The sequence below is a fragment of the Paenibacillus sp. EC2-1 genome, assembly GCF_049311625.1.
Lineage (GTDB): Bacteria > Bacillota > Bacilli > Paenibacillales > Paenibacillaceae > Paenibacillus_AQ.
On sequence record NZ_CP186006.1, the window covers coordinates 3,041,129 to 3,062,153 of the forward strand.

General features: G+C 40.2%; 20 protein-coding genes. 3 read left to right on the forward strand and 17 right to left on the reverse strand.

Annotated features, from left to right (window positions below; translation table 11 throughout):
* Positions 1–5 precede the first annotated feature (5 nt).
* Positions 6–1,466: a spore germination protein gene (locus tag ACK8P5_RS14250; protein WP_422656940.1), complete on the reverse strand. Its 1,461-nt coding sequence runs from the start codon at positions 1,464–1,466 to the stop codon at positions 6–8.
* Positions 1,467–1,677: 211 nt separating this feature from the next.
* On the opposite strand from ACK8P5_RS14250, the gene ACK8P5_RS14255 reads away from it, so the two are divergent.
* On the forward strand, positions 1,678–2,565 hold the full coding sequence (locus ACK8P5_RS14255; RefSeq protein WP_422656941.1) for a pentapeptide repeat-containing protein: 888 nt from the start codon (positions 1,678–1,680) through the stop codon (positions 2,563–2,565).
* An 81-nt stretch (positions 2,566–2,646) separates the two neighbouring features.
* Here the strand turns inward: ACK8P5_RS14255 and ACK8P5_RS14260 are convergent, their stop codons facing one another.
* The 8 genes from ACK8P5_RS14260 to ACK8P5_RS14295 all read right to left on the reverse strand — a co-directional run bounded on the left by ACK8P5_RS14260 (position 2,647) and on the right by ACK8P5_RS14295 (position 11,658).
* Complete coding sequence (locus ACK8P5_RS14260) at positions 2,647–3,045, reverse strand: glyoxalase superfamily protein (RefSeq protein ID WP_422656942.1); 399 nt, start codon at positions 3,043–3,045, stop codon at positions 2,647–2,649.
* Between the two features lie 62 nt (positions 3,046–3,107).
* Positions 3,108–4,223, reverse strand: coding sequence for a glycoside hydrolase family 88 protein (locus tag ACK8P5_RS14265; RefSeq protein WP_422656943.1), 1,116 nt, complete (start codon positions 4,221–4,223; stop codon positions 3,108–3,110).
* Between the two features lie 189 nt (positions 4,224–4,412).
* On the reverse strand, positions 4,413–4,919 hold the full coding sequence (locus ACK8P5_RS14270; RefSeq protein WP_422656944.1) for a hypothetical protein: 507 nt from the start codon (positions 4,917–4,919) through the stop codon (positions 4,413–4,415).
* A gap of 13 nt (positions 4,920–4,932) precedes the next feature.
* Complete coding sequence (locus ACK8P5_RS14275; RefSeq protein WP_422656945.1) at positions 4,933–6,243, reverse strand: helix-turn-helix domain-containing protein; 1,311 nt, start codon at positions 6,241–6,243, stop codon at positions 4,933–4,935.
* Between the two features lie 17 nt (positions 6,244–6,260).
* The gene (locus ACK8P5_RS14280) at positions 6,261–7,997 is read right to left on the reverse strand and encodes a sensor histidine kinase (protein WP_422656946.1); all 1,737 of its coding nucleotides are present in this window, start codon (positions 7,995–7,997) and stop codon (positions 6,261–6,263) included.
* A 183-nt stretch (positions 7,998–8,180) separates the two neighbouring features.
* Positions 8,181–9,695: an ABC transporter substrate-binding protein gene (locus tag ACK8P5_RS14285; protein WP_422656947.1), complete on the reverse strand. Its 1,515-nt coding sequence runs from the start codon at positions 9,693–9,695 to the stop codon at positions 8,181–8,183.
* 117 nt (positions 9,696–9,812) lie between these two features.
* Positions 9,813–10,712: a carbohydrate ABC transporter permease gene (locus ACK8P5_RS14290; protein WP_422656948.1), complete on the reverse strand. Its 900-nt coding sequence runs from the start codon at positions 10,710–10,712 to the stop codon at positions 9,813–9,815.
* 19 nt (positions 10,713–10,731) lie between these two features.
* Positions 10,732–11,658 carry an ABC transporter permease gene (locus ACK8P5_RS14295; protein ID WP_422656949.1) on the reverse strand — a complete coding sequence of 309 codons (927 nt, stop codon included), beginning with the start codon at positions 11,656–11,658 and terminating at the stop codon, positions 10,732–10,734.
* A 229-nt stretch (positions 11,659–11,887) separates the two neighbouring features.
* On the opposite strand from ACK8P5_RS14295, the gene ACK8P5_RS14300 reads away from it, so the two are divergent.
* A complete protein-coding gene (locus ACK8P5_RS14300) occupies positions 11,888–12,730 on the forward strand; it encodes an alkaline phosphatase family protein (protein WP_422656950.1) in 843 nt (280 codons plus the stop codon).
* Positions 12,731–12,789: 59 nt separating this feature from the next.
* Here ACK8P5_RS14300 and ACK8P5_RS14305 read toward each other — a convergent pair whose 3' ends face one another.
* From ACK8P5_RS14305 to ACK8P5_RS14335, 7 genes are all read right to left on the reverse strand, one after another.
* Positions 12,790–13,422, reverse strand: a complete 633-nt coding sequence (locus ACK8P5_RS14305) for an FMN-dependent NADH-azoreductase (protein ID WP_422656951.1) — start codon at positions 13,420–13,422, stop codon at positions 12,790–12,792.
* Between the two features lie 348 nt (positions 13,423–13,770).
* The gene (locus ACK8P5_RS14310) at positions 13,771–14,220 is read right to left on the reverse strand and encodes an RrF2 family transcriptional regulator (protein WP_422656952.1); all 450 of its coding nucleotides are present in this window, start codon (positions 14,218–14,220) and stop codon (positions 13,771–13,773) included.
* A 74-nt stretch (positions 14,221–14,294) separates the two neighbouring features.
* Positions 14,295–14,699 (reverse strand): NUDIX hydrolase, encoded by a 405-nt coding sequence (locus ACK8P5_RS14315; RefSeq protein ID WP_422656953.1) that lies wholly within the window; start codon positions 14,697–14,699, stop codon positions 14,295–14,297.
* Positions 14,696–15,139 carry a DMT family transporter gene (locus tag ACK8P5_RS14320; protein ID WP_422656954.1) on the reverse strand — a complete coding sequence of 148 codons (444 nt, stop codon included), beginning with the start codon at positions 15,137–15,139 and terminating at the stop codon, positions 14,696–14,698. Before ACK8P5_RS14320 ends, ACK8P5_RS14315 begins: the two co-directional genes overlap by 4 nt.
* Before the next feature lie 46 nt (positions 15,140–15,185).
* Positions 15,186–15,878, reverse strand: coding sequence for a Crp/Fnr family transcriptional regulator (locus tag ACK8P5_RS14325; RefSeq protein WP_422656955.1), 693 nt, complete (start codon positions 15,876–15,878; stop codon positions 15,186–15,188).
* 81 nt (positions 15,879–15,959) lie between these two features.
* Complete coding sequence (locus tag ACK8P5_RS14330; RefSeq protein ID WP_422656956.1) at positions 15,960–16,385, reverse strand: DMT family transporter; 426 nt, start codon at positions 16,383–16,385, stop codon at positions 15,960–15,962.
* Positions 16,386–16,658: 273 nt separating this feature from the next.
* Positions 16,659–19,247 carry a beta-N-acetylglucosaminidase domain-containing protein gene (locus ACK8P5_RS14335; protein ID WP_422656957.1) on the reverse strand — a complete coding sequence of 863 codons (2,589 nt, stop codon included), beginning with the start codon at positions 19,245–19,247 and terminating at the stop codon, positions 16,659–16,661.
* A gap of 214 nt (positions 19,248–19,461) precedes the next feature.
* On the opposite strand from ACK8P5_RS14335, the gene ACK8P5_RS14340 reads away from it, so the two are divergent.
* Positions 19,462–20,196, forward strand: a complete 735-nt coding sequence (locus ACK8P5_RS14340) for a class I SAM-dependent methyltransferase (protein WP_422656958.1) — start codon at positions 19,462–19,464, stop codon at positions 20,194–20,196.
* Between the two features lie 81 nt (positions 20,197–20,277).
* Here the strand turns inward: ACK8P5_RS14340 and ACK8P5_RS14345 are convergent, their stop codons facing one another.
* Positions 20,278–20,916 (reverse strand): hypothetical protein, encoded by a 639-nt coding sequence (locus tag ACK8P5_RS14345; RefSeq protein WP_422656959.1) that lies wholly within the window; start codon positions 20,914–20,916, stop codon positions 20,278–20,280.
* Between the last annotated feature and the right edge of the window lie 109 nt (positions 20,917–21,025).

The following is a 21,025-nucleotide window of genomic DNA, read 5'->3' on the forward strand; positions in this document are numbered from 1 at the left end:
TCCTGTTATTCTTCTTCACTGTCTTGGAACCATTTCGACAAACGTGATTTGAGATTGATGCTATTGACACTCGTCAGATCCGTTGTAAATTCTGTCTCTGAATGCTCAGTCACAAGCATGGTGTTAAGAAGCCCTTTACGATCTGGTGGATATAAAGGGTACATATACGGTTTTCCATAACTTGTCATACGTAACAAGTGAATAAGTATAAACCCTGTGAAGAAGGCAATTCCCGGAAATCCCAAAAGTCCTGCTGCAAGAAGCATAGGAAAACGGACAAAACGTATGGTCGAACTCATCATATAATTAGGTGTTGTAAACGAGCCGAGTGCCGCAAGTGCCACAAGCATAATTAATATGTTACTGGTGAATCCGGCTTGTACAGCAGCTTGTCCGATTACAATACCTCCTACAATCCCCATCGTTTGTCCAACTTTCGTTGGAAGCCTAGCTCCAGCTTCTCTTAGCAATTCAATTGAGACCTCCATGATCAAGGCCTCCATTAATGGTGGGAATGGAACACGGAACCTTGATGTAATAAGTGGCTCCAGTAAAGGCATTGGGATCATTTCATAATGATAAGTTAACGCAGCCACATAAATAGGCGTCAAAAATATCGAAATGACAAGCGCTATTGCCCTTAAGAATCGATTAAACATCCCTATTCCCCAAGTGGAATAACGATCTTCTACCGATTGAAAAAAGTCCACAAAAGAATTGGGCCCTATAATAACCTGGGAATTCCCTTCAACCATAACGACAACTTTTCCTTCCAATATAGCTTGTGCCGTACGGTCAGGACGTTCAGACAAACTCATCTCAGGAAACAATGAGTACTTGTTATCTGCCAGCAGCTTCAGAAATAAAGGGCTTCCGATAAGCCCCTTTATCCTGCGGTTCCCTACACGCTTACGAATCAGTTCAACAAATGGATTTTTCTCATGCTTATCATCTAAATATAATAAACTAGCGGTCGTATGCGTTTCAGAGGCAAGCTGCACTTCCTCTTGAATAAATTTTTCACTCGTAATGTACGCACGAAGTAAAGCGATATTACTCTCCATAGATTCTGTAAAAGCAATTTCCGGTCCATATATGGTGGATTCAATATCTGCATTCGAAGGAGAACGAGAAGGGATATTGGCGATATTAACAACCAAGCCACCATCTACTCTATCCAATAGTACAAGAGCAAATCCACTGATCAATTGCTGAATGGCATCGGGTAGTTTATCAAATGGTTTACAATCACCAATGGCTATCATTTTAGATATTTGATCTAATGACTCATATTGATCATTCCCTGCCAACCGAGCTAACACATTCAAATTCAACTGAGCTTGATCAATCATTCCGGTCATGTAAGCGACAACCAAACGATCACTTAGTGCTTTTATGACAATACCCTCACTACCATGTAAAAGCGATTTGAGTTCACTCTCTATACGATGACTAAAATCAGACATGATGAACCCACTTTCATCTTTAATAGGATATTACATAACTAATGACCTAATCTTCTCCAATTAAGTTGTAAAATTAATATGTCCTTTAGCTATGAATTCAATGCATAAAATAACCACTTTAAATAGGTTTTTCGGATTGTTGCGATGAAAAAACACTTGTACTTCATAGACCTTTCCGATTTAATTAGATCAGAGAAAGGAGCAAATTCAAATGATAAACGAGAAACAAGATTCTTTGTCCAAACTATTTGAGGGCACACGAGCAAATCTAACGGCTGACTGTACAAGTTGTTTTGGTCTTTGCTGTGTTGCACTCCCCTTCTCAGCCTCTATAGATTTCAGCATAGATAAACCTGCGGGAGAGCCTTGTACCAATCTGCGCTCAGACTTTCGGTGCGGTGTACATAAAGAACTTAGAGAAATCGGATATCGAGGATGTACCGTATATGATTGCTTAGGTGCAGGACAGAAGGTTTCCCAATTTACCTATGCAGGACAAGACTGGCGTCATCATCCTTCTTCTGCGAAACAAATGTATGAAGTGTTTCCAATCATGTGGCAACTCCACGAATTATTGTGGTATCTTTCAGAGGCGATTACACGAAGCTCTGCATTCCCCATCTTGGAAGATCTTAAGTTGTCTCTCCAAGAAACACTTGATCTTACTGATCTTAGTCCACAGGAACTCTTGGAACTTGATGTATCCTCTCACCAAGCAAACGTCAATTTACTTCTTCTAAGAACGAGCGAACTTGTTCGTGATGAAGCTAGACATAAGCATAAAGGTATTGGTAAGCAGCCTAAAGTTGAAGGTCGAGGGTTAGATCTGATAGGAAAAAACTTGAAAGGTGCTGATCTCCGTTGTGCCAATCTTAGAGGAGCTTATCTGATTGCAGTTAATTTAAGAGGAGCAAATCTTCAAGTCGCTGACTTCATTGGAGCTGATCTTCGAGATGCAGATTTAAGAGGAGCAGACCTCTCAAGCAGCCTCTTCCTCACCCAAGCTCAACTAAATTCGGCTAAAGGGGACCATACTACCCGAATACCAGACTCGTTAGTTCGACCCGAACATTGGAATGACCATGGCAAACACAAGTGATCATTCAGCAACATGAAGTACATGAAAAACAGCCAACACTCAAGTCGTGTCGGCTGTTTATGGTCAATCTATTAGGTCTTCTTATTCACTGCTCATCCTATCTTGATAGAAATGAATGCGGTTACCAAAAGGGTCAACCACAGAGAGCTCCATCGTTCCCCATGACATCATCTCCAGACCGGGACGCATATACTTGTACCCTTTGGAATTTAATTGTTTATGTAACTCCTCGATATTCTGAGTCTGAACTCGAATAGCTGAACCTGGGCAGCAATCACCATGGTGCTCAGAAAGATGTATGACACATCCACCTAAAGATATTTGCATATATAAAGGCATATTGTCTTCATATCGATGTTCCCAATCTATAGTAAAGTCGAGGAATTCTAAGTAAAACTCCTTCGCTTTATTCTCGTCAAAAATCCGAAGAATAGGTGTAATTGCATTCATGGATATATCAGATGAACCCACTTGCTTCATCTCCTTTTTATCAAATGTGCTGCAAATTTCTCCTCACTTGTACTAAGGCAGCCTCAGATTCATTACCAGTAGCCCTTGATTCCTTTATCCATACGTACAAGTGCTTCCAAATAATAATAATCGCCCCAGATCATATAATTGTCGGGAGCCTGTCCCCCTCGAACATGATAGGACCCGTGCTGAATTAAGCCTTCAGCTTCTTGCATATTACGAGTTGAGTACTTCTCCACTAATGAACTCATCATTCGATGCAGCGCATCATTCAAGTATTCACGTTCTGGATCATCAGGAGTCATCAGATCTAGAATATCTAATATTCCACAGGCTGTAATAGCAGTAGCAGAACTATCACGCGGTGTATCAGGTTCAATAGCAACATCGAAATCCCAATACGATACATAATCTTCAGGTAGATGCTCAATGAAATATCGTGCCATTCGCTTAGCGGTATCTAGATATATCTCCTTCCTCGTATAACGATAGCTGAGCGCAAATCCGTAAACTCCCCATGACTGTCCCCTACTCCATGTAGAACCGTCCTCATAACCCTGATGTGTGCCACCTCTCAGAGCATTTCCTTGTATTCGATCAAAATAGAACGTGTGATAGCTAGATCCGTCACCTCGAACTAGAAAACGCAAGCTTTTCTGAGCATGTTTCTCTGCAATTTCATAGTATCTGCTATCGCCAGTCTCTTGATAAGCCCAGTGTAGAAGTGGCAAATTCATTAGACAATCGATAATAATTCTTCCACCGTTCTCTGGATCATTTTCCATCCCCCAAGCTTGAATCGCCCCAAAGCCGTCACGATATCTGTTCATAAGCTTGTCTGCTGCTAAGAGTGCTAATTCTCTAGCCTCTACATTTCCTGTAACTCTCCACTCAGCAACAGCAGATAAAGAATACAGGAACCCGATATCATGGTGATCCATTACGATATGATTGTCTAGTCGATGCTTAAATGATTTTAGCTGCTCAGTGGCTAGTTGTTTATAAGATTCATCTCCACTGTACTCGTATGACAACCATAAGAGCCCTGTGAAGAATCCGTCGATCCAGTCATTGTTTTGGCCCCAGTCGTATTTCAGTTCATTAGAAATATGCGGGAATAACCCAGGATGATTGGTCGCGTTACGCTTTACTGTCTCCATTGCAGATTCAATCGCTTCTTTCCACATGAATAACACCTCATATTCAGATTTAGATGATTTTAGCCTACAACTACTACTCACATAATTACGGAGTCACCCTCTATATATAACAGATTGTGGAACTACTTGCGTGTGCTTTTTTATTTTTTGTGACCATTTATGCAAAAAAAAGCGCCTGGCTCGTTCCTCAGGCGCTTTTTGATACAATACTCGTTGTTATATCTTAAACATTCCAATCAGTGGCATGATTGTCTTGATCATATTCATTCCGACTTGAATATGAGGGATCATTTTCCCGAACATTTCAAAAAGGCCCGGGCCTCCTCCGCCGCCCTCTCCTCCAGCTGCTCCAGACAAACCACCCAGTCCACCAAATAGGGAACTTAAAAACCCTGATATTTGAGCTCGATCCTGACTGTCGGCAATGGATTCAGGAAGTCTCATTTCAGGTCGTATACCCGAAAGGGTTACGGCATCCTTCTCCATTCTATCCATGATTCCAATATAATAACTTCCATCCTTTAAGACAACCATGACGGGTTGGCCGACAAGGTGAGCATTTTTATTAGTCTTTTTTCTTTTCTTGGTAGGCATGTTAATCACCTCACTTTTCATGTTCTCATATATCAATTTATTCAGCACTTGTTCGATCTCCTGTGCCTTTTGTACATGACTTATAAATAGGGCACAAAAAATGGTGACTTCATCGACACTCGAAGCCACCAGAAGTCACCTTTTATAAACTCTCCCGTCTCTCTATGGATTGCTGTCTGAATTGTTGGGGAGATGCATGATATACTCGCCTGAACATTTTTGAAAAGTGTGAAAAATTAAAATATCCTAACTTTTGAGCAATATCCGATATCGGCATACCTGATCCCGTGATGAGCTCCTCAGCCATAGACATTCGAACATGCAGAATATAATCTGTGATCGATTCTCCCACTTCGCGTTTAAATAATCGAGACAGATAAGCAGGGTTAAGATGTACATAACTTGCGAGCTGTTCTCTCGTAATCGTTTCATTTAGATGATCTTTTATATATTCTTGGACTCGTTGAATCACCGAATGATGGGGCTGAATAGCCAGGTTGTCATTCAGTGTCGTTACCCTTTCATTTTCTTCTTTTTCCGTTGTATTTCTTAGACTATGATACTCATGCTGTAAAAGTTTGTGGTACGTGTCTGCTATTTCGTATAGGGAGGAACGTTCTCCTATATAACATGAAACATTACAACTGAAATAGCTTTTACATGATTGAATATATTCCACACACCACCTCTGCAGGTCATCGATCTCGACTAGATCATCCCCATACTCATAAAGCACAACGACGTTTACACCTTGTTTCGTTTGAATGACATTACCATTCCTATTACGTAACAGGAGCTCTGAAGCACCTTTACGGATGGCATACTCGATCATCTCTTCATCCTTCGTACTAAATTCACGTAGCCATGATTCCACACTGACCAAGATTGGAAGGCATATCACACCTTGAAGTGCAGTCAATTCATGCTCTTCAAGTATTCTTTCAATGTTGTCTGGCGTACACACAATTCTTCGAGATAAGATATCATTCCAGAATTTATCAGTTATTAACGTTTTCTTTCTGAGCCAGATTTCATAATAAGGCTTATACTGTTCACGCAGTCTATTCACTTCACGCTCTTGCTGAATGGATTGAAGAGCTTTCGCTATAGTATCTTGTAAAACATCGAATTCAACTGGCTTTAGTAAATAATCAAATCCATCCAACTGGATCGCCCGCTTCATGAAACTAAAAACAGAGTGAGCTGTTAAGAATATCGTCTCTGTATCGGGTGAAATTTCATTGACATGTTCGAGTAGCTGAATACCCGTTCCTTTCGGCATTTCGATATCACAGATCATAATATCAATCGACGTTCGTTCAAACACCTGTAACGCATCTCGCATGTTGTAAGCCTCATATACTTCGGATATCTGCAGAGCTTCCCAATTCACTCCACTCTTTATCCCCATCACAGCGTATATTTCATCATCAACAATTAATACTTTAAACATGCGATTACCTCCATGAGTTATGAATATGAAGTCAATTCTCCAACGGTTCGGAGTGGCATTACGATCCTGATCCTAGCTCCTGAATTCGGTAGATTATCAAATTCTAGCCGTGCACGTTCTCCAAAAATATGTTTGAGCCGATACTTCACATTGGATATGCCTAAATGCTCTCCATTGTGGTTCTCCATAAAAGTACCTTCTTGCAGTTGAGGTAAGATATCATCTGCGAATCCATTCCCATTATCAAAAATTTCTATCTCTAGCAGATCCTCTTCAGATAGTCGGACATCTATAGTAATGTGAAAAGGGTGGTCCATGAAGTCGAATCCATACTTAATGGCGTTCTCTATAAACGGCTGTATGAGTAGTGGCGGTATAGCCGCCTTTTCGGCACCTTCCGAAATCCGAATCTCGTAGGTAACGTGTTCTGGAAATCTCACTTGTTGGATTTTGATATAACTCTCCATATGCTCTATTTCTTCTGCAATCGTAACTGCGATCTGATTTGTTTTCGTCATAAAACGGAAATAATGAACCAGATTCATACACATCAGTTGGATGACTGAGAAATTCTTAATCTCCGCAAGATTATATATAATATTAATTGAATTTAGTAAGAAATGCGGGTTGATCTGCAGTTGTAAATGTTTGAGTTCTGCCTTATGTGCTTTGATCTGTTCTTCATACACACTAATCTTCAACTCATGAATTTGTGCAGCCATGCTATTGAAGGTTTCATTAATCATTGTAAATTCCTTAGATTTCGATTCATGAAGACGAATATTCCAATCCCCATACTTAATCCTACGCATACCTCGAACTAGATCGTTCATTGGCCTCAGAATGATATCATTCAGATAGAACAAATATAAGAAGAGTACGAATAAAATCACAATCGATATCAAGATAATGCTTCTCCGAAAGTGATTCAGATTTTTCAGCATTTGAGATTCGGGTACAACCGCACTGAGAATCACATTTGTATCTTGAACGGGACTCATAACGACGATATAATTCTTGTCCCCCTTCTTTACAACCTGATATGATTCTGAAGATCGTGAAGGATCCAAGTGATCTGAATCGATGGATGCTGAACTTGTTATTAATTTACCTTCTTGACTAACAAAGCTAGCAAATCCTTGTTCTAAATGAATTAAATCTAAAGGGATCATCAAATTTTCAAGCTGGACGAAAGCACCCAGATAAAAGTTATCCCCTGTATCTACTAAACGAATTAATGCATATTTATTAGCACTATATTCGACTGCTTTCCATTCTCGGAAAATGTCGCTGTCAGGCTTTACACTCTTCACTAACTTCTCGATGGATGTCTTGATCGATAGCAACTCTTCATAGGACTTCGTCTTGATTGGGGTATTGAATAAATCTTGATTCTTTAATGAATAGATGAATTGAAAATCTACACTATTATCAAACCGATGGTACCGCATCAATGTATTTACGATTCTAGCTTTAGCTAAATAGTATTCATCCGGATCTTTTAACAACTGCGAAAGGGCAGCAATATCCGGATCTTCCACGGTGAAGTTATATAAGAAATTCGTCTCCTTATTAAGTGCAGCTTCGATCTGGTGTGAATAGAGTATCATTGAATTTTTATTGGATTCTGCCACCTGCTCCCTTATCGTGTTTGAAGCATAGTAATTATTGTAGATCAACAATAAGACTAGTGGTACAGCGACCGTAACGAAACCAATAATCAGCTTGAAACGAAGTGTACGTTTGATATTCATTGCATGCATCATCTACCCCGGCTCTATGAGAAGGTTCTGTTTCTTTGTTTTCACTGCTCTCTTGAGTATATTACATAAGAGTTAAAAGGGAATCCCTTACATAGGACCTGTAAATAGAGTCCCAGCTCAGAATTCCCTTATTTGTTACTTTCTTTGTTTGTATCCTAATTCATTATTATGTTGTTATTGCTGCATTTTTGCCCACTCAGCTAATTGTTTCTCTACTTCTGCTTTAATCTTATCAAAACCTGCTGCCTTTCGTTTTTCTCTCCACTTGGCTAACACTTTCTCGGGGTCTACCGCACCCGATCTTAACGTAGCTCCGAATTCCTTCTCTACATTCGCTATAGATGCCATTTCTGATTTTACAGGCTCTTGATTAAACGCGAATCCAAGGGCAATCGAGCGCTCAGCTCTCTCATTAAACTTCTTGAACTCTTCCCATTTATTCGGATCCTCATTGACCCATAGATAGGAGTTGAATTGATTACCGAACATCCATCCGCCCGGATTTGGGTAAGTTTGTGTATCAGCATTCATGCCCTCAGGGAAGTCAATGACCGTATCCGATTTCTTCACATAATGAATGCCTTCAATTCCCCAATCTAGCATATTTAATAGTTTAGGGTCACTATACAGTAGATTCAGAAGCATCATAGCTCGAGCAGGATCCTTTGAGGTCCGAGAAATACCAAGCATCGCACCTTGAGCATCTCCTGTTGTTGTAAAAGGCTCTGCTGTTTCCACTTGGATGACTTCAACACCCGAGCTGAGACTCATTTCTTTGTCTTTACCAGGCTTCAAAGATTGCGCTACGGCAAAAGCTTTACCTGCCTTAATCATATTCATCCCTTGGTCTGCATCTGATGTGAGGATATCTTTATCGAACCAGCCATTTTGGTTCCATTGATACATACGTTTGTAGAAATCGATAAACTTAGGGTCTTCTAACGTATCCACTGCTTTTACTTCTGTGCTATCCCTTGGAATGGATAAGTTGGCAACAATTCCATCGTAATTGGAAGCTTCCCAGATGTTCGTGAATTTACTAGAGACCACAGGAATAACATCAGGCTCATTTTCTTTAATCGTCTTAAACATGGCTTCCATATCTTCTAGAGATTTCACACCATTCGTATCAAACTTATATTTATCTACTAATTTCTTATCCAAGAGGAATCCAAAGCCCTGTCCGAACTCCTTCTTCGTCGGCAGTGCATATAACTTACCGCCAATTCTTGAACCCTTGATAAAATCGTCACCAAGTATTTCTGGGATGTCTTTACCGTACGTAGCCATTAAATCATCCAGCTCTAAATATTGTCCCTTTGCCACATCCTTCGGATAGGAGAACCAGCTAGCTGTAAACATTAAATCAAATGGCTCATTCGATATTTTCATCAGGTTTGTCTTATCATCCCAGGAAGCCCATTCAATGGGTTTTAGCTCAATGGTTGCGTTAATTTTCTCGGTTAAATATTTACTCATCTCATCTTGAACGAGCTGTAAATCTTTTGGAGCTGTAGCCGGATAAACAATAGTGATTTTATAAGGACTTAGCTCACTTGAATTCCCTCCTGCTGAACTTGGCGGAGTCTGTGGCGTTGCCGATTTACCCGACTCACCTTTTGCACAACCTGCTAACGCGAGCATTCCACACAGCATAATCATAAGTACTACATGATGTGGTTTTTTCATATGTCGCTATTCCCCTCTCTATTTCTCAAGTTTCATTCATGATTCATCAAGTTCATGGCTGTATTTATATCTGTTGAGTGGCCCACCTCCTCTTACGTCCTCAACTTGAAGGTTATATCAACCCTTCACTGCTCCGCTTGATATTCCGCTAATGTAATACTTCTGAAAGAATGGGTAAGCGAACAATAAAGGTGCAATCCCAACGATCGCTAGAGCCATTCGAACCGTCTCTCTTGGCATTTTGGCTAGCAGATCACCCACTTGTGCTGAACTGTTCGACTTCATGAGGAGGTATTGAATATTTGTCAGTGTCTTGGTCATCAAATACTGAATGTTATACAGTTCAGGTTTGTCAATGAATAGCATACAGTTGTACCAATCATTCCAGTAAGCTAGTGTGTTAAATAATCCGATCGTAGCCATGATGGGCAGCGAAAGTGGAATGACAATTTTGAAGAAAATTTTGAGCTCACTTGCACCATCGATCGTTGCTGATTCAATAACGGCTTCCGGAATGGTAGAGGAGAAGAAACTTCTCATTAGAAGCACGTTAAAGGCACTTAAGAGGAGATTGGGAATAATCATCGCGAAGATCGTATTTTTCAGATCAAACATATTAACATAAGTGATATACCATGGGACCATACCTCCACCAAACAACATCGTGAAGAAAATATAGAATGAAAGTGTGCGTCGGAACGGAAGATCTGCTCGAGATAACGGGTATGCGAACAATGCTGTTATCATGAGACTTACAATGGTGCCTATGAGTGTCGTCAATATGGTTACACCGTAAGCTTTGGCGATCTCTGAGAAATCATTAAGCAAGAATTGATAGGCTGCAAAACTGATATCACTTGGAAATAAAGAATATCCATTTTGGAGTATTGAATCTTCACTCGATATCGAAACCATAAACACGAGAACGAAAGGTAGTAAGGATACAATGGTAAAGCCCCAGAAAAATAGATGGATTAAGGACGGGCCAATATGCTGTGTCAGATTCGTTTTTTTCACCATTCTTTGCCCCCTCGATTCAAAATAAAGCATCCCGTTTATTAATCCGTCTAACTGCTGCATTCGCTACAAGAATAAGAACAAAGCAAACGACCGATTGATAAAAGCCTGCTGCTGTTGACATGCCGATATCACCAGATTGGATCATCGCGCGGTAGACAAACGTATCAATCGTATTTGTAGTAGGAATGAGTGCTCCTGTATTCATCGGAACTTGATAGAATAATCCAAAGTCAGACCGAAGTATTCCACTTACAGCCAGAAGCGTCATGGTAGTAATGATCGGAGCAATTAAAGGAATCGTTATTCGAGTCATCTGCTTCCACTTCGAAGCTCCATCGATCGTTGCAGCTTCATAATACTCCTTATCAATTCCAATAATAGATGCAAAATAGATGATCGATAGATAACCGACATTTTTCCATGCGTTAACGATGACTAGAATATAGGGCCAATATTTTGGTTCTCCATACCAGGAAATAGCCTCACTACCGAACCATTTAATTAAGAGACTGTTGATTAACCCGCTATCCACATTGAGGAAACTATATACCAGATAAGCGACAACGACCATGGAGATGACATGCGGTAACAGAAATGTACTTTGATAGAATCGACTGATTACCTTATCCCTGATTTCATTAATCAGTAGAGCAACTAGAACGGCCAATACGAGATTCAAAATAATAAAAACAAAGTTGTATAAAAAGGTATTGCGAGTAATGACGTACGCATCTTGTGAGTTAAACAGAAATTTAAAGTTATCTAAACCAGCCCAGGCACTCCCCCATATTCCATCAACATAATTATAATTTTTGAATGCAAGGATCACGCCATACATCGGGATATAGTTGTTAATAAATAGATAGACAATGCCTGGCAAAGTCATCAGTAACAACCATTTATACTTGTTCAGACTTCTCTTTAATCGCATCATTTTCTTCATAATCCAGCCCCTTTCTTTCAAGTCTTGTAAGCCTTCACAACCCAATTCTATAATGTAGGCTTTAGACGCAACCACTATCCTAGTGACTTTCTGATACCATTATGGTGACTTCTTATAACAATCAATATTTGTATTGACATCAACAATTGATCTTATTATGCTAGGGACTTAATCATCAGAAATATCACTAGAATGAGGCTAATCATATTATTAAAGGAGGTTTTCAATCGTGAACAATGTAAGCGAGATTCAACGCGTTTTTATTCTGGGGATGGATGGCGCCGGTAATTTCATTCAGAATACCCCAACACCTTTCATAGACGCGTTCTTGGCCAAAGGAGCAGTAACTTACAACGCACAAGCACAATCACCAACGATCAGTGCAGAATGCTGGGGGTCTGTACTTCATGGAGTTGTCCCGGAAAAACATGCGTTAAATAATGAAATCGCTGCCAAAACAGCGTATCCTTCTGATTCCCCTTATCCATCGATATTCCGACTTGTCAGGGAGGCTTCACCTGAAGCGAAACTTGCTGCATTCTCATGCTGGACTCCGATTAATTCTGGGATTATAGAGGATAATCTCGGAGTACATAAAGAGTCGAAGCCCGATGCAGAACTTGTTGCTGCGATTGAAGCTTATTTAGAACACAATGCTGATGTGAAGTTACTGTTTATGCAATTGGATGAACCCGATGGCGCTGGTCATACCTACGGCTATGGACCTGACTCACCTGAATACTTGAATGCGATTACAATAAATGATGAATTATTCGGTCGTGTGATTACATCCATTGAGAATCAAGGGCTCCTAGATCATAGTCTAGTAATCTTGTTAACGGATCATGGTGGCGGTGGAAGCCACGCATACAGTCATGGAAGTGATCATCCGATGGATAAGAATGTATTCTGGGGATGTGTAGGACCGGGAGTAGCTGCTGGGACTTCTCTTCCTGAGCTATTCATTGTGGACACTGCCGCTGTTGTGCTTCATGCTCTGGGGCTCCAACAGCCGGCATCGTGGGATGCTAAGGTTCCGAAAGGATTATTCAGCAAAGTGAATGTCATTTAGGAACAAAAAAAGACGACCTCGGAATCGAAATCTTCCGATGGTCGTCTTTTGAATTTGAATTAAGCCAGTTCCTTAGCAAGTGCTGCTGCGGCTTCTTTTACCTTTTCCATGCCCTCATTAATGATTGCATCTTTACGCTCTGGGAAGGCATTGTGACCTTCGATCACTACTTCATTGATGATTTCCATACCGAATACGCCACCTACAACATTGCGCATGTAGTTTACACCCATTTCTAGTGGAGCTGCTTCAGGAGTGGAGTAAATTCCACCACGTGCAGATAGGAAGATGGCTTTCTTATCATTCATCATGCTAACCAGTTGGCCTTGCTCATTATATTTGAATGTGAATCCAGCTTGATATACATAGTCAATGAATGTTTGAAGTTTCGCAGGAATGGTCAGGTTCCACAGTGGGAACGCGAATACAACAACATCAGCTGCTGTAAGAGCATCCATGGCTTTCTGTTTAGCTGCCAAAATACGTCCTTCTACATCTGTCAATTCTGCACCGCTTTGAACTTTACCGAATGCGTTGAACAGATCTTGGCCGAAGTAAGGCATATCTTCTTCATATACATCGTAAGTGGTTACGTTAAGACCTTTCAATTCTTCCATGAAAGTTTCGTACATTTTGCTCGTTACAGCTTCGGAAGCTGGACGGTTATTTGCTTTTACAACTAGAATATTCATTTAATTAAAATCCCCTATCATTATGTTTTATATCGATAATATAAATAGCTAACAAACATCATGTGTTTACTATAGCACCTTTTCTTTTGTTAGTCACTATTTTTATTCAATCTCATTCCAAAATGCAACATCAGAAAGAGGCATTCTCACAGATGGGAAGGCAGGTTTAGCCGCTTTACCTATCGCGATAAGCATAATGCTCTCATAATGCACTCCTGCTTGAACTTCTCCCGGTTAAATCCACCCATAGGAGTCATTTAATGTGTTAAATTCCGCACAGTTAAAGGTGGATAATACTGTGTTTGCATTCGCACAGTATAGATCATCTGAAATTCCGTTGTCAATACACTAATCCATCTTCTTTACAATATCCGCAATGGTATAGGATTTGAGTACTTGAAGCGTGCTCTCTTCTACTTCGGCCAAGACATCTGAAAATGCATTTTTCATCTGGCCGCCAACACAGTTCTCTCTAGCAGCATCCAGCATACTTTCAGCGATCGTTGTATGGATTTGGAGTGCACTATATACATCAGCAAGTGAGATCATATCTGCACTTTTGAATAAGCGGTAGCCTCCATCTCTTCCCTCACGAGCTTCGATAATATGTTCATGGGCTAAAGCCTTTAGAATTCTTCTCAACAATGTAGCATCTGTGTGTAAATGAGATGCCATATCGCCACTTGAGCACTTTCCTGCATGTTTCTCTAGGACAACAAGTGCTTGCAATGCTAAACTAAAAGTTTTATAGGTGGATGGGCAGGCCATAGCCGGTCTCTTAGACGATGAATTAGTCACTTTTGTTATACCTCCCCTTTTTGACAGTGATCATGTGATCATTCTAACCCACATTATAACACAGCAGCAACACATCACTTCATAAGCTTACCCAACTCAAACAGTCTATCAAATATAATCTGTGAAACTTTGGATACTTGATCTCTTTTCTCATAGTTTAGCCATGCCAACTCTTCGATCTCTGAAGCTGGACTTAACTCACCTTCAAAATCCGCAATGTAGCATGACATATTCACTATTGTCCCTATTCCTTTTCCATGTGCCTCTGCTTGGAATTTACCGAAATGTGAGATCGTATCCTCCTTTATATGTACGGACAATTCTTCTTCGATCTCCCGCTTTAGCGTGTCGATATCTGATTCGCCTGCTTCCCTCTTCCCCCCGGGGAAATAATAGGTGTCCTTTCCTTTGGAACGAGCGCATAAGACTCGTCCATCCTCGATGTGTATCCATGCTATTTTATCGATTATTTCTGTCATATTGATTCTCCTTTTTTAAATACGATAATGCCTCCAATGATGATCAGCACACCTAACAATTGATTCATAGTAAACGGGACTTTTTCAAGGCCAAGCCACCCAAGCGAGTCCCACAAGAGCGCGAACCCAAGCTGTGATGTCATGACAATCGATATTGCAAATGTGGGGCCGAGTATTTTGGTTCCTTGAACTAGACATATTACAACGCCAACACCAATGAGACCACTGAACCAGTACCAAGGCTGCATCTGATGAAGAATGCTGAAAGTATTCTTCCCCTCAACCAGTAAACTCATCATCAATGAAGCTACAAACCCCAGACCCAGAACTAGCGCCGTTGTCGACCAAGAACCGGAATGTTCATTCACCCTATTGTTAAAAATATTCTGTATACTTACTAGCGATCCTGCCACAAGTGCTAACAAAAGTCCTAAAATCATGATGTTTACTCCTCTAGCTGTTCTTATTCATTCTACACAAAACTAACTATTCGTAAATATTGTTCTCTGCCCGTTCGCTTAAGCCATCTCGATCTAGGATCTGAATGAACCCTTTCCTTCGCTCAATCAGCCCCTCCTCACAGAACTTCTGAATGACTCGGTTTAAATGTCTGTAGCTTGTTCCAATTAGATTCGCTGCATCCACAAGACTTGGAGTACTTACTTCTCCTTTTATTAACGCATCAGAATCATCATATGAGATAGACATCAAATAACTAGCCAGCCGAACTTCTACGGGATGCATAAGATTAAAACTTAAGAAATTGGATTTAATATAAAACTTCTTGGTAACGATCTCTAATAGAAATTGTAAAAAAGGCGCATGCTCTTTACCAAATTTGTTCAACAAGTGGTGATGTATACCGATCGTTTCGACAGATGACACAGCCTCTACGGTATTAATCATGTCATAACCTTGGACATACTCTATATCTCCGATAACTTCAAGTGGTTTCTTAAAAGATAAGATCAGTGCTTTCCCTTGCGCTGATGTAGTATAGATCTTTACCTTACCCTTCACAAGAATATATAACATACTTGCTGGCTGTCCTTGAGAGCATATTAGCTCCCCTTGGTTGAAATAGGACAGAGACACATGCGGTAACCATTCCTCTGTAAAAATATGTTCTAATTGATATGCTCGAAGATATGACTCTAATCGATCTCTATCTTCTTTCATGTACCACATTCCCCTTCAAGTTTGAATTTCACCTGCAAGTTTCTAAATGTATACTTTCTCGCTTCAATTTGACCTAGCGGTTCATAATTTGAGTACGATGACACCCACAATCATCATCCCAATGCCAATAAACTGCGGAATCCTCATCTTCTTCTTCACAACTCCGAACCAACCATTAATATCGATTAAGAACGTAAGAAATAGCTGTGCGATCAGCAAAGTGGCGATCGTGAATGTAACCCCTATTTTCTGAATAGCGGTAACCTCACCAAAAATAATAAGCGCAGCCAAGGCTCCGCCTGTCAAATAGAGTGGTTTAACTTTCTTAAAACCTTTCCAGCTTCCATCTCGGACAAACATGAGGATTACCAGTGCCATGATAAACCCTGTTAACTGTGTTATTGTTGCAGCCTGCCATGTTCCAATATCCTTACTTATTCGGGCATTAGATACACCTTGTAATGTAATACAAGCCCCTCCTAATAATGCAAAAATAATTCCTCTCATTGCCTTAACTCCTCATTTACTTGTTATGACTATTATTAAAAAGCATTTACAACAGCTTACGATAGGACATATGTCCTCAATCTAATTAAAAGAAAGAGCCCATCACAGTTATCGTAACCTCTCTCTATAATAATCTCCATGAATCAAGACCACTAATCGGTATTATAATGCATTGTATTTATTCTAAAGCCAGAGTACCTGGATATTAAAACAAGCTGATACCTGCGAAATACAGGTATCAGCTTGTATGAAAAATAAATGAATATTCTAATATTAAAGAATGATTCCTTTTGAAGTTCTAACACTCGGTAAGGAATGCCCAGATGTTCTAGCTACGAAGATCCGATCTACATCTGGACCAAAAGTAATTCCTTCAAACACGACATCCATGTCATCTGCAGCTTTTTCGGATACAGCCATTGGAGTCATTTCATCCAAGCTGCGATATAAAGAAATTACATCGCCTTTATTCACATGTTTAATGGTGATTTGACTGGATTTATCGATCTGAATATCTGATGTTACTACCTTTGGAGATTGTTCAGGATAACGTTCATCGAACAATTCAAATCCATAGATTCGTGTATGGCCACTTCCGTCAATACTCGTCTGTGCTGGCTCGATGATCTGTAGTCGAATATATCTTGCTGTTACTTCATCGAGAGGAATGCGATTAATAACATCTTCCCGATTATCTATGACTTCATCCACCAAGGTGAAGTGTTCGCCATCATTACTTGCAAGGATCTGTGCATGACGTGTATTCCAAACCTTTGTCTCTCGAGCTTCCGGATGCCCACAGTTCACAATTCGATACTGTTTAACAGTCTTCGGTTCCTTCAGATCAATTGTAAGATGTGGACGATGTTCTTTCGAGCACCACTTCCCACTAATAATAACTCCATCAATCGCTTTATCACCATTCTCATTGTCATTGACACTGCTAGATGCTGTTGCTGTTACACCATCAGACTTCAGAGCAATATTCTTCATCTCATAATGAAGTTTAAGTGCCGGTTGTTCCGTTCCTGCTTTAACTGCAATAAGTACGATCATCTCTGAAATAAACGGCTTGATCACATGTATACCTACGTCCACGGTGAAGTCCTGCGGAACGCCGTCTTTCAGACGATGTACCTTACATTGTTCCATCGCGTTTAAGCATTCAAGCGCAGCTTCATTATGACGCTCCATACCTATGAGGTCATCTTGTTGTAATGCAGTCACCGCTTGGATCACATGCTGTGAAGATTGTGCCATCAATTTGAAAGCATCAAGGAATGGACGTAATTCTTCAACTAAATGCGCATTCTTACATTCATTAAAAATACGATCAGCCGCGATTTCCATGCGCTTGAACTGAGCCAATAGTTTATTAGCCGCATCGGTGACATCAAGTCCTTGTTCCAGACCTGCTCTTAGTTCCTGAATATCCTCTTTCAGGTACCAGGACTCATCAAACAAGAAATCACCACTAACACCACCATCATCTAGAAGATAACAACTATTTGATGCAAAAATCTCTAAATCTTCAGCTACTTCAGGAGCGAGCACTTTAAAAGATGCTGAGAAGCTGCGCTCACTATCATAAGCTGCAGTATTCCAGTTATGATCTGCAATGCAGACCAAAGCCTGTTTCGATGCTTGAGGCTGGTTCATCGGATTCGAGAAGAAACCGTTAACGTTATCCAAATCCGAACTTAAATTTTCAATTTTGCCCATTAATATTTTAGCGTCACAATAATCGTTAACCGGATAGTTCCACCACACAGATAAATTACGATCGGATTCAATAGCACGCTTCGGAGAATCATACTGTTCTTTAGATATGTTAGACATCGTAGCTGCGCCAGTCCACATGATCTCAACATCTGAATGTAGTGTTTCGACGAAAGGCTTGAAGTATTCAGTCATGGATGGACCCCACGCTTCGCAGTATCTCGTACCTACGGTGATCAGAGGTCTAATATCATGATGCGCTTTAATAAATTCAGTATCAATTCTATTGATAAACGCTGCTTGCTCTAATCCATTCGGTATACCTACAAGATCATCGAACAAGACACCAAATTGGCGTACACCCAGTGTGTAAAGCTGTTCTAACTTCTTAATAGCAGATTGAAAATCTTCTTCTAATGAAAGATCAATAGAATCACCAGGGTGAATCGTCCATACAAAATTAAGATTGTTAGCATGGCCAGCTGCCGCTAGTTCAGCTATTTCTTGTGCTTTTTCAGCGGGGTAAAAGTCTCTCCAATGACTTCTATGATAAGGGTCATCCTTAGGCGCATAAATATATGTATTTAATTTCTGCTGCCCACCGAACTTCATCAGATCCATCCGATCGTCATGACTCCATGGATAACCATAAAATCCTTCAATATATCCACGATAAAGGATATCTGGATAGTCTGTAATCTTACACTTTTTGGCTGTTCGGTCTGTTAGCTGACTCAGAATGGAATCTAACGTCACGACACCATAATGGATTCCATCGGCATCGTAACCAATAATGGTGATATTGCCCGTTGATTCCCCATTAATAATGAGCTGATACCCTTCTTTATGCTCGATGTCAGAAAGGGATTCGGTGTGAATACTACGCAACCAAGCTGAATTCTTCTGCTCTTGAGTGGAAAGATAGATATTCGTTTTGCCTTCAGCATATTCATCTGACACGGTAAACGTATAACCGTTTACAGTAAGTGTTTCCTGCAGTTTAGGCAATGTAGCTTCTTTCAGATTGCTATGAATAACGATATGAACATGACTTGTTAAGCTGATCTCTTCCCCGTAACCTATTATTTCTTGTGGAACAGGGGTAATGTCATACATGGTGTTCGTCGTTTGATTCGTTTGCATTATAATCTGTCCTCTTCTCTCCTAGTGAAAGCCAAGACTTCTATCTAACACTTCTGCCTTTCACGATGTGGTAAAATAATAATATTGCACTTATTCTGACATCACGTTATAACACTCTTACCAAGGTGTCAATTCATTAGGTTCGTAATGATCATTGTTGTATAATAAAAAATAAATAATCCATAAAACACATATGTCCGGAGGATTAATGAATATGAAGCAAAATATTTACGACGACCCTAACTTTTTCAACAATTATAGTCAAATGCCCCGCTCTGTTGATGGACTGAAAGCCGCTGGTGAGTGGGATGAGCTTCGCTCCATACTTCCAGATCTGCAAGATAAAAGAGTGCTGGATTTAGGATGTGGATTCGGTTGGCACTGCCGCTATGCTCGCGAACAGCTTGCACGCAGCGTTGTCGGCATAGACCTCTCAGAAAATATGTTGGCACGTGCCAAACAAATAACAGAAGATCCTGCTATTGAGTATCGTCAGTTAGCCATCGAAGATATTGATTTCCCCGAAGGAGAATTTGATGTTGTATTAAGCTCACTCGCCCTCCACTATGTGGAGCAATTAGATGATGTAATTCAAAAAGTCCATCATTGTCTTGTTCCTGGAGGAACTTTTGTTCTCTCTGTAGAGCATCCGGTGTTTACAGCTCTTGCTGCACAAGATTGGCATTATGATTCAGAAGGTCAGCGAATGCATTGGCCAGTCGATAACTATCAGGATGAAGGATTAAGACAAGCTAATTTTCTTGAAAATGATGTCCTAAAATACCATAGGACGGTTGCGACGTATATGAATACATTAATTGAGACAGGTTTTACGATCACGAAAATTTCCGAACCTAAGCCTTCGGCTAAGATGTTAGACGAAATTCCCGAAATGCGGGATGAGACCCGCCGTCCAATTTTCCTCATTATCGCGGCAGTTAAGAACTAAAATTAATAACAACATGTAAAAGGGTTTGTCCTGAAAGGTCCAATGACCTACGGACAAACCCTTTTGTATATTCATGAGGTATTATTCTAAGATCACATCTTTATCCTTAATCTGCACTGTACCATTCGTCATAGACGATTGATATAACTGTTCTTTAAACTCGTTCAGGGATGGAGGAACATCAGATTTATCTTTTTGAGCAGATTGTATGTCCTGTTGAATTTTAGCAGCTACATTTTGCTTACTTAACAATTTCTGATATTCAGGTGGAGCGATTTTCTCCCAATACTCCTTTTCAGTGACCCCCATGGTATCAATCAATTTGTTATGTGTATCCTGAACTTCTTGAGGCTGCTCACTTAATAGCTGTTTCATTCTAACTGCTTCTTGTCTTCCTTCTTCTAAAGAAGCAGAGACCCCTTCTTTATCCGCAAGTTGCAGGAACAACTCTTCTTTAATCATATGTTTCAAAATTTCTGAGTCCGTCAATGTCGCAGGAGAAATGCTGTTATATTCCTTATAGTTTAATAATTGAATATTAGTAATTGTATTTGAACCTACCTGCACCAGGACCTTTTCCTCGGACTGTTTATTAACTTCAATATTTCGGGTAGGCTGTGAAGTTAGGGTATCCTTAGCAGAAGATGATAATACTCCTAAAGTAACAGCACCTATCAGCAACAAGCCTAAAGCAACGAGCACTTTCATGTTTGTTCTCAAATCTAATATATCCTCCTTTCAAGAACAGTCGATTTGTTCCCCCATCTATATAAACGCATCCCATCCAGAGAAAGTTACGGAAAATACGCTGGGAAGCACAACAGCGATG

Coding starts and splice junctions, on each gene's coding strand:
- ACK8P5_RS14250 (WP_422656940.1), bottom strand. CDS start 1,466: ATGTCTGATTTTAGTCATCGTATAGAGAGTGAACTCAAATCGCTTTTA.
- ACK8P5_RS14255 (WP_422656941.1), top strand. CDS start 1,678: ATGATAAACGAGAAACAAGATTCTTTGTCCAAACTATTTGAGGGCACA.
- ACK8P5_RS14260 (WP_422656942.1), bottom strand. CDS start 3,045: ATGAAGCAAGTGGGTTCATCTGATATATCCATGAATGCAATTACACCT.
- ACK8P5_RS14265 (WP_422656943.1), bottom strand. CDS start 4,223: ATGTGGAAAGAAGCGATTGAATCTGCAATGGAGACAGTAAAGCGTAAC.
- ACK8P5_RS14275 (WP_422656945.1), bottom strand. CDS start 6,243: ATGTTTAAAGTATTAATTGTTGATGATGAAATATACGCTGTGATGGGG.
- ACK8P5_RS14280 (WP_422656946.1), bottom strand. CDS start 7,997: ATGAATATCAAACGTACACTTCGTTTCAAGCTGATTATTGGTTTCGTT.
- ACK8P5_RS14285 (WP_422656947.1), bottom strand. CDS start 9,695: ATGAAAAAACCACATCATGTAGTACTTATGATTATGCTGTGTGGAATG.
- ACK8P5_RS14295 (WP_422656949.1), bottom strand. CDS start 11,658: ATGAAGAAAATGATGCGATTAAAGAGAAGTCTGAACAAGTATAAATGG.
- ACK8P5_RS14305 (WP_422656951.1), bottom strand. CDS start 13,422: ATGAATATTCTAGTTGTAAAAGCAAATAACCGTCCAGCTTCCGAAGCT.
- ACK8P5_RS14315 (WP_422656953.1), bottom strand. CDS start 14,699: ATGACAGAAATAATCGATAAAATAGCATGGATACACATCGAGGATGGA.
- ACK8P5_RS14320 (WP_422656954.1), bottom strand. CDS start 15,139: ATGATTTTAGGACTTTTGTTAGCACTTGTGGCAGGATCGCTAGTAAGT.
- ACK8P5_RS14325 (WP_422656955.1), bottom strand. CDS start 15,878: ATGAAAGAAGATAGAGATCGATTAGAGTCATATCTTCGAGCATATCAA.
- ACK8P5_RS14330 (WP_422656956.1), bottom strand. CDS start 16,385: ATGAGAGGAATTATTTTTGCATTATTAGGAGGGGCTTGTATTACATTA.
- ACK8P5_RS14335 (WP_422656957.1), bottom strand. CDS start 19,247: ATGCAAACGAATCAAACGACGAACACCATGTATGACATTACCCCTGTT.
- ACK8P5_RS14340 (WP_422656958.1), top strand. CDS start 19,462: ATGAAGCAAAATATTTACGACGACCCTAACTTTTTCAACAATTATAGT.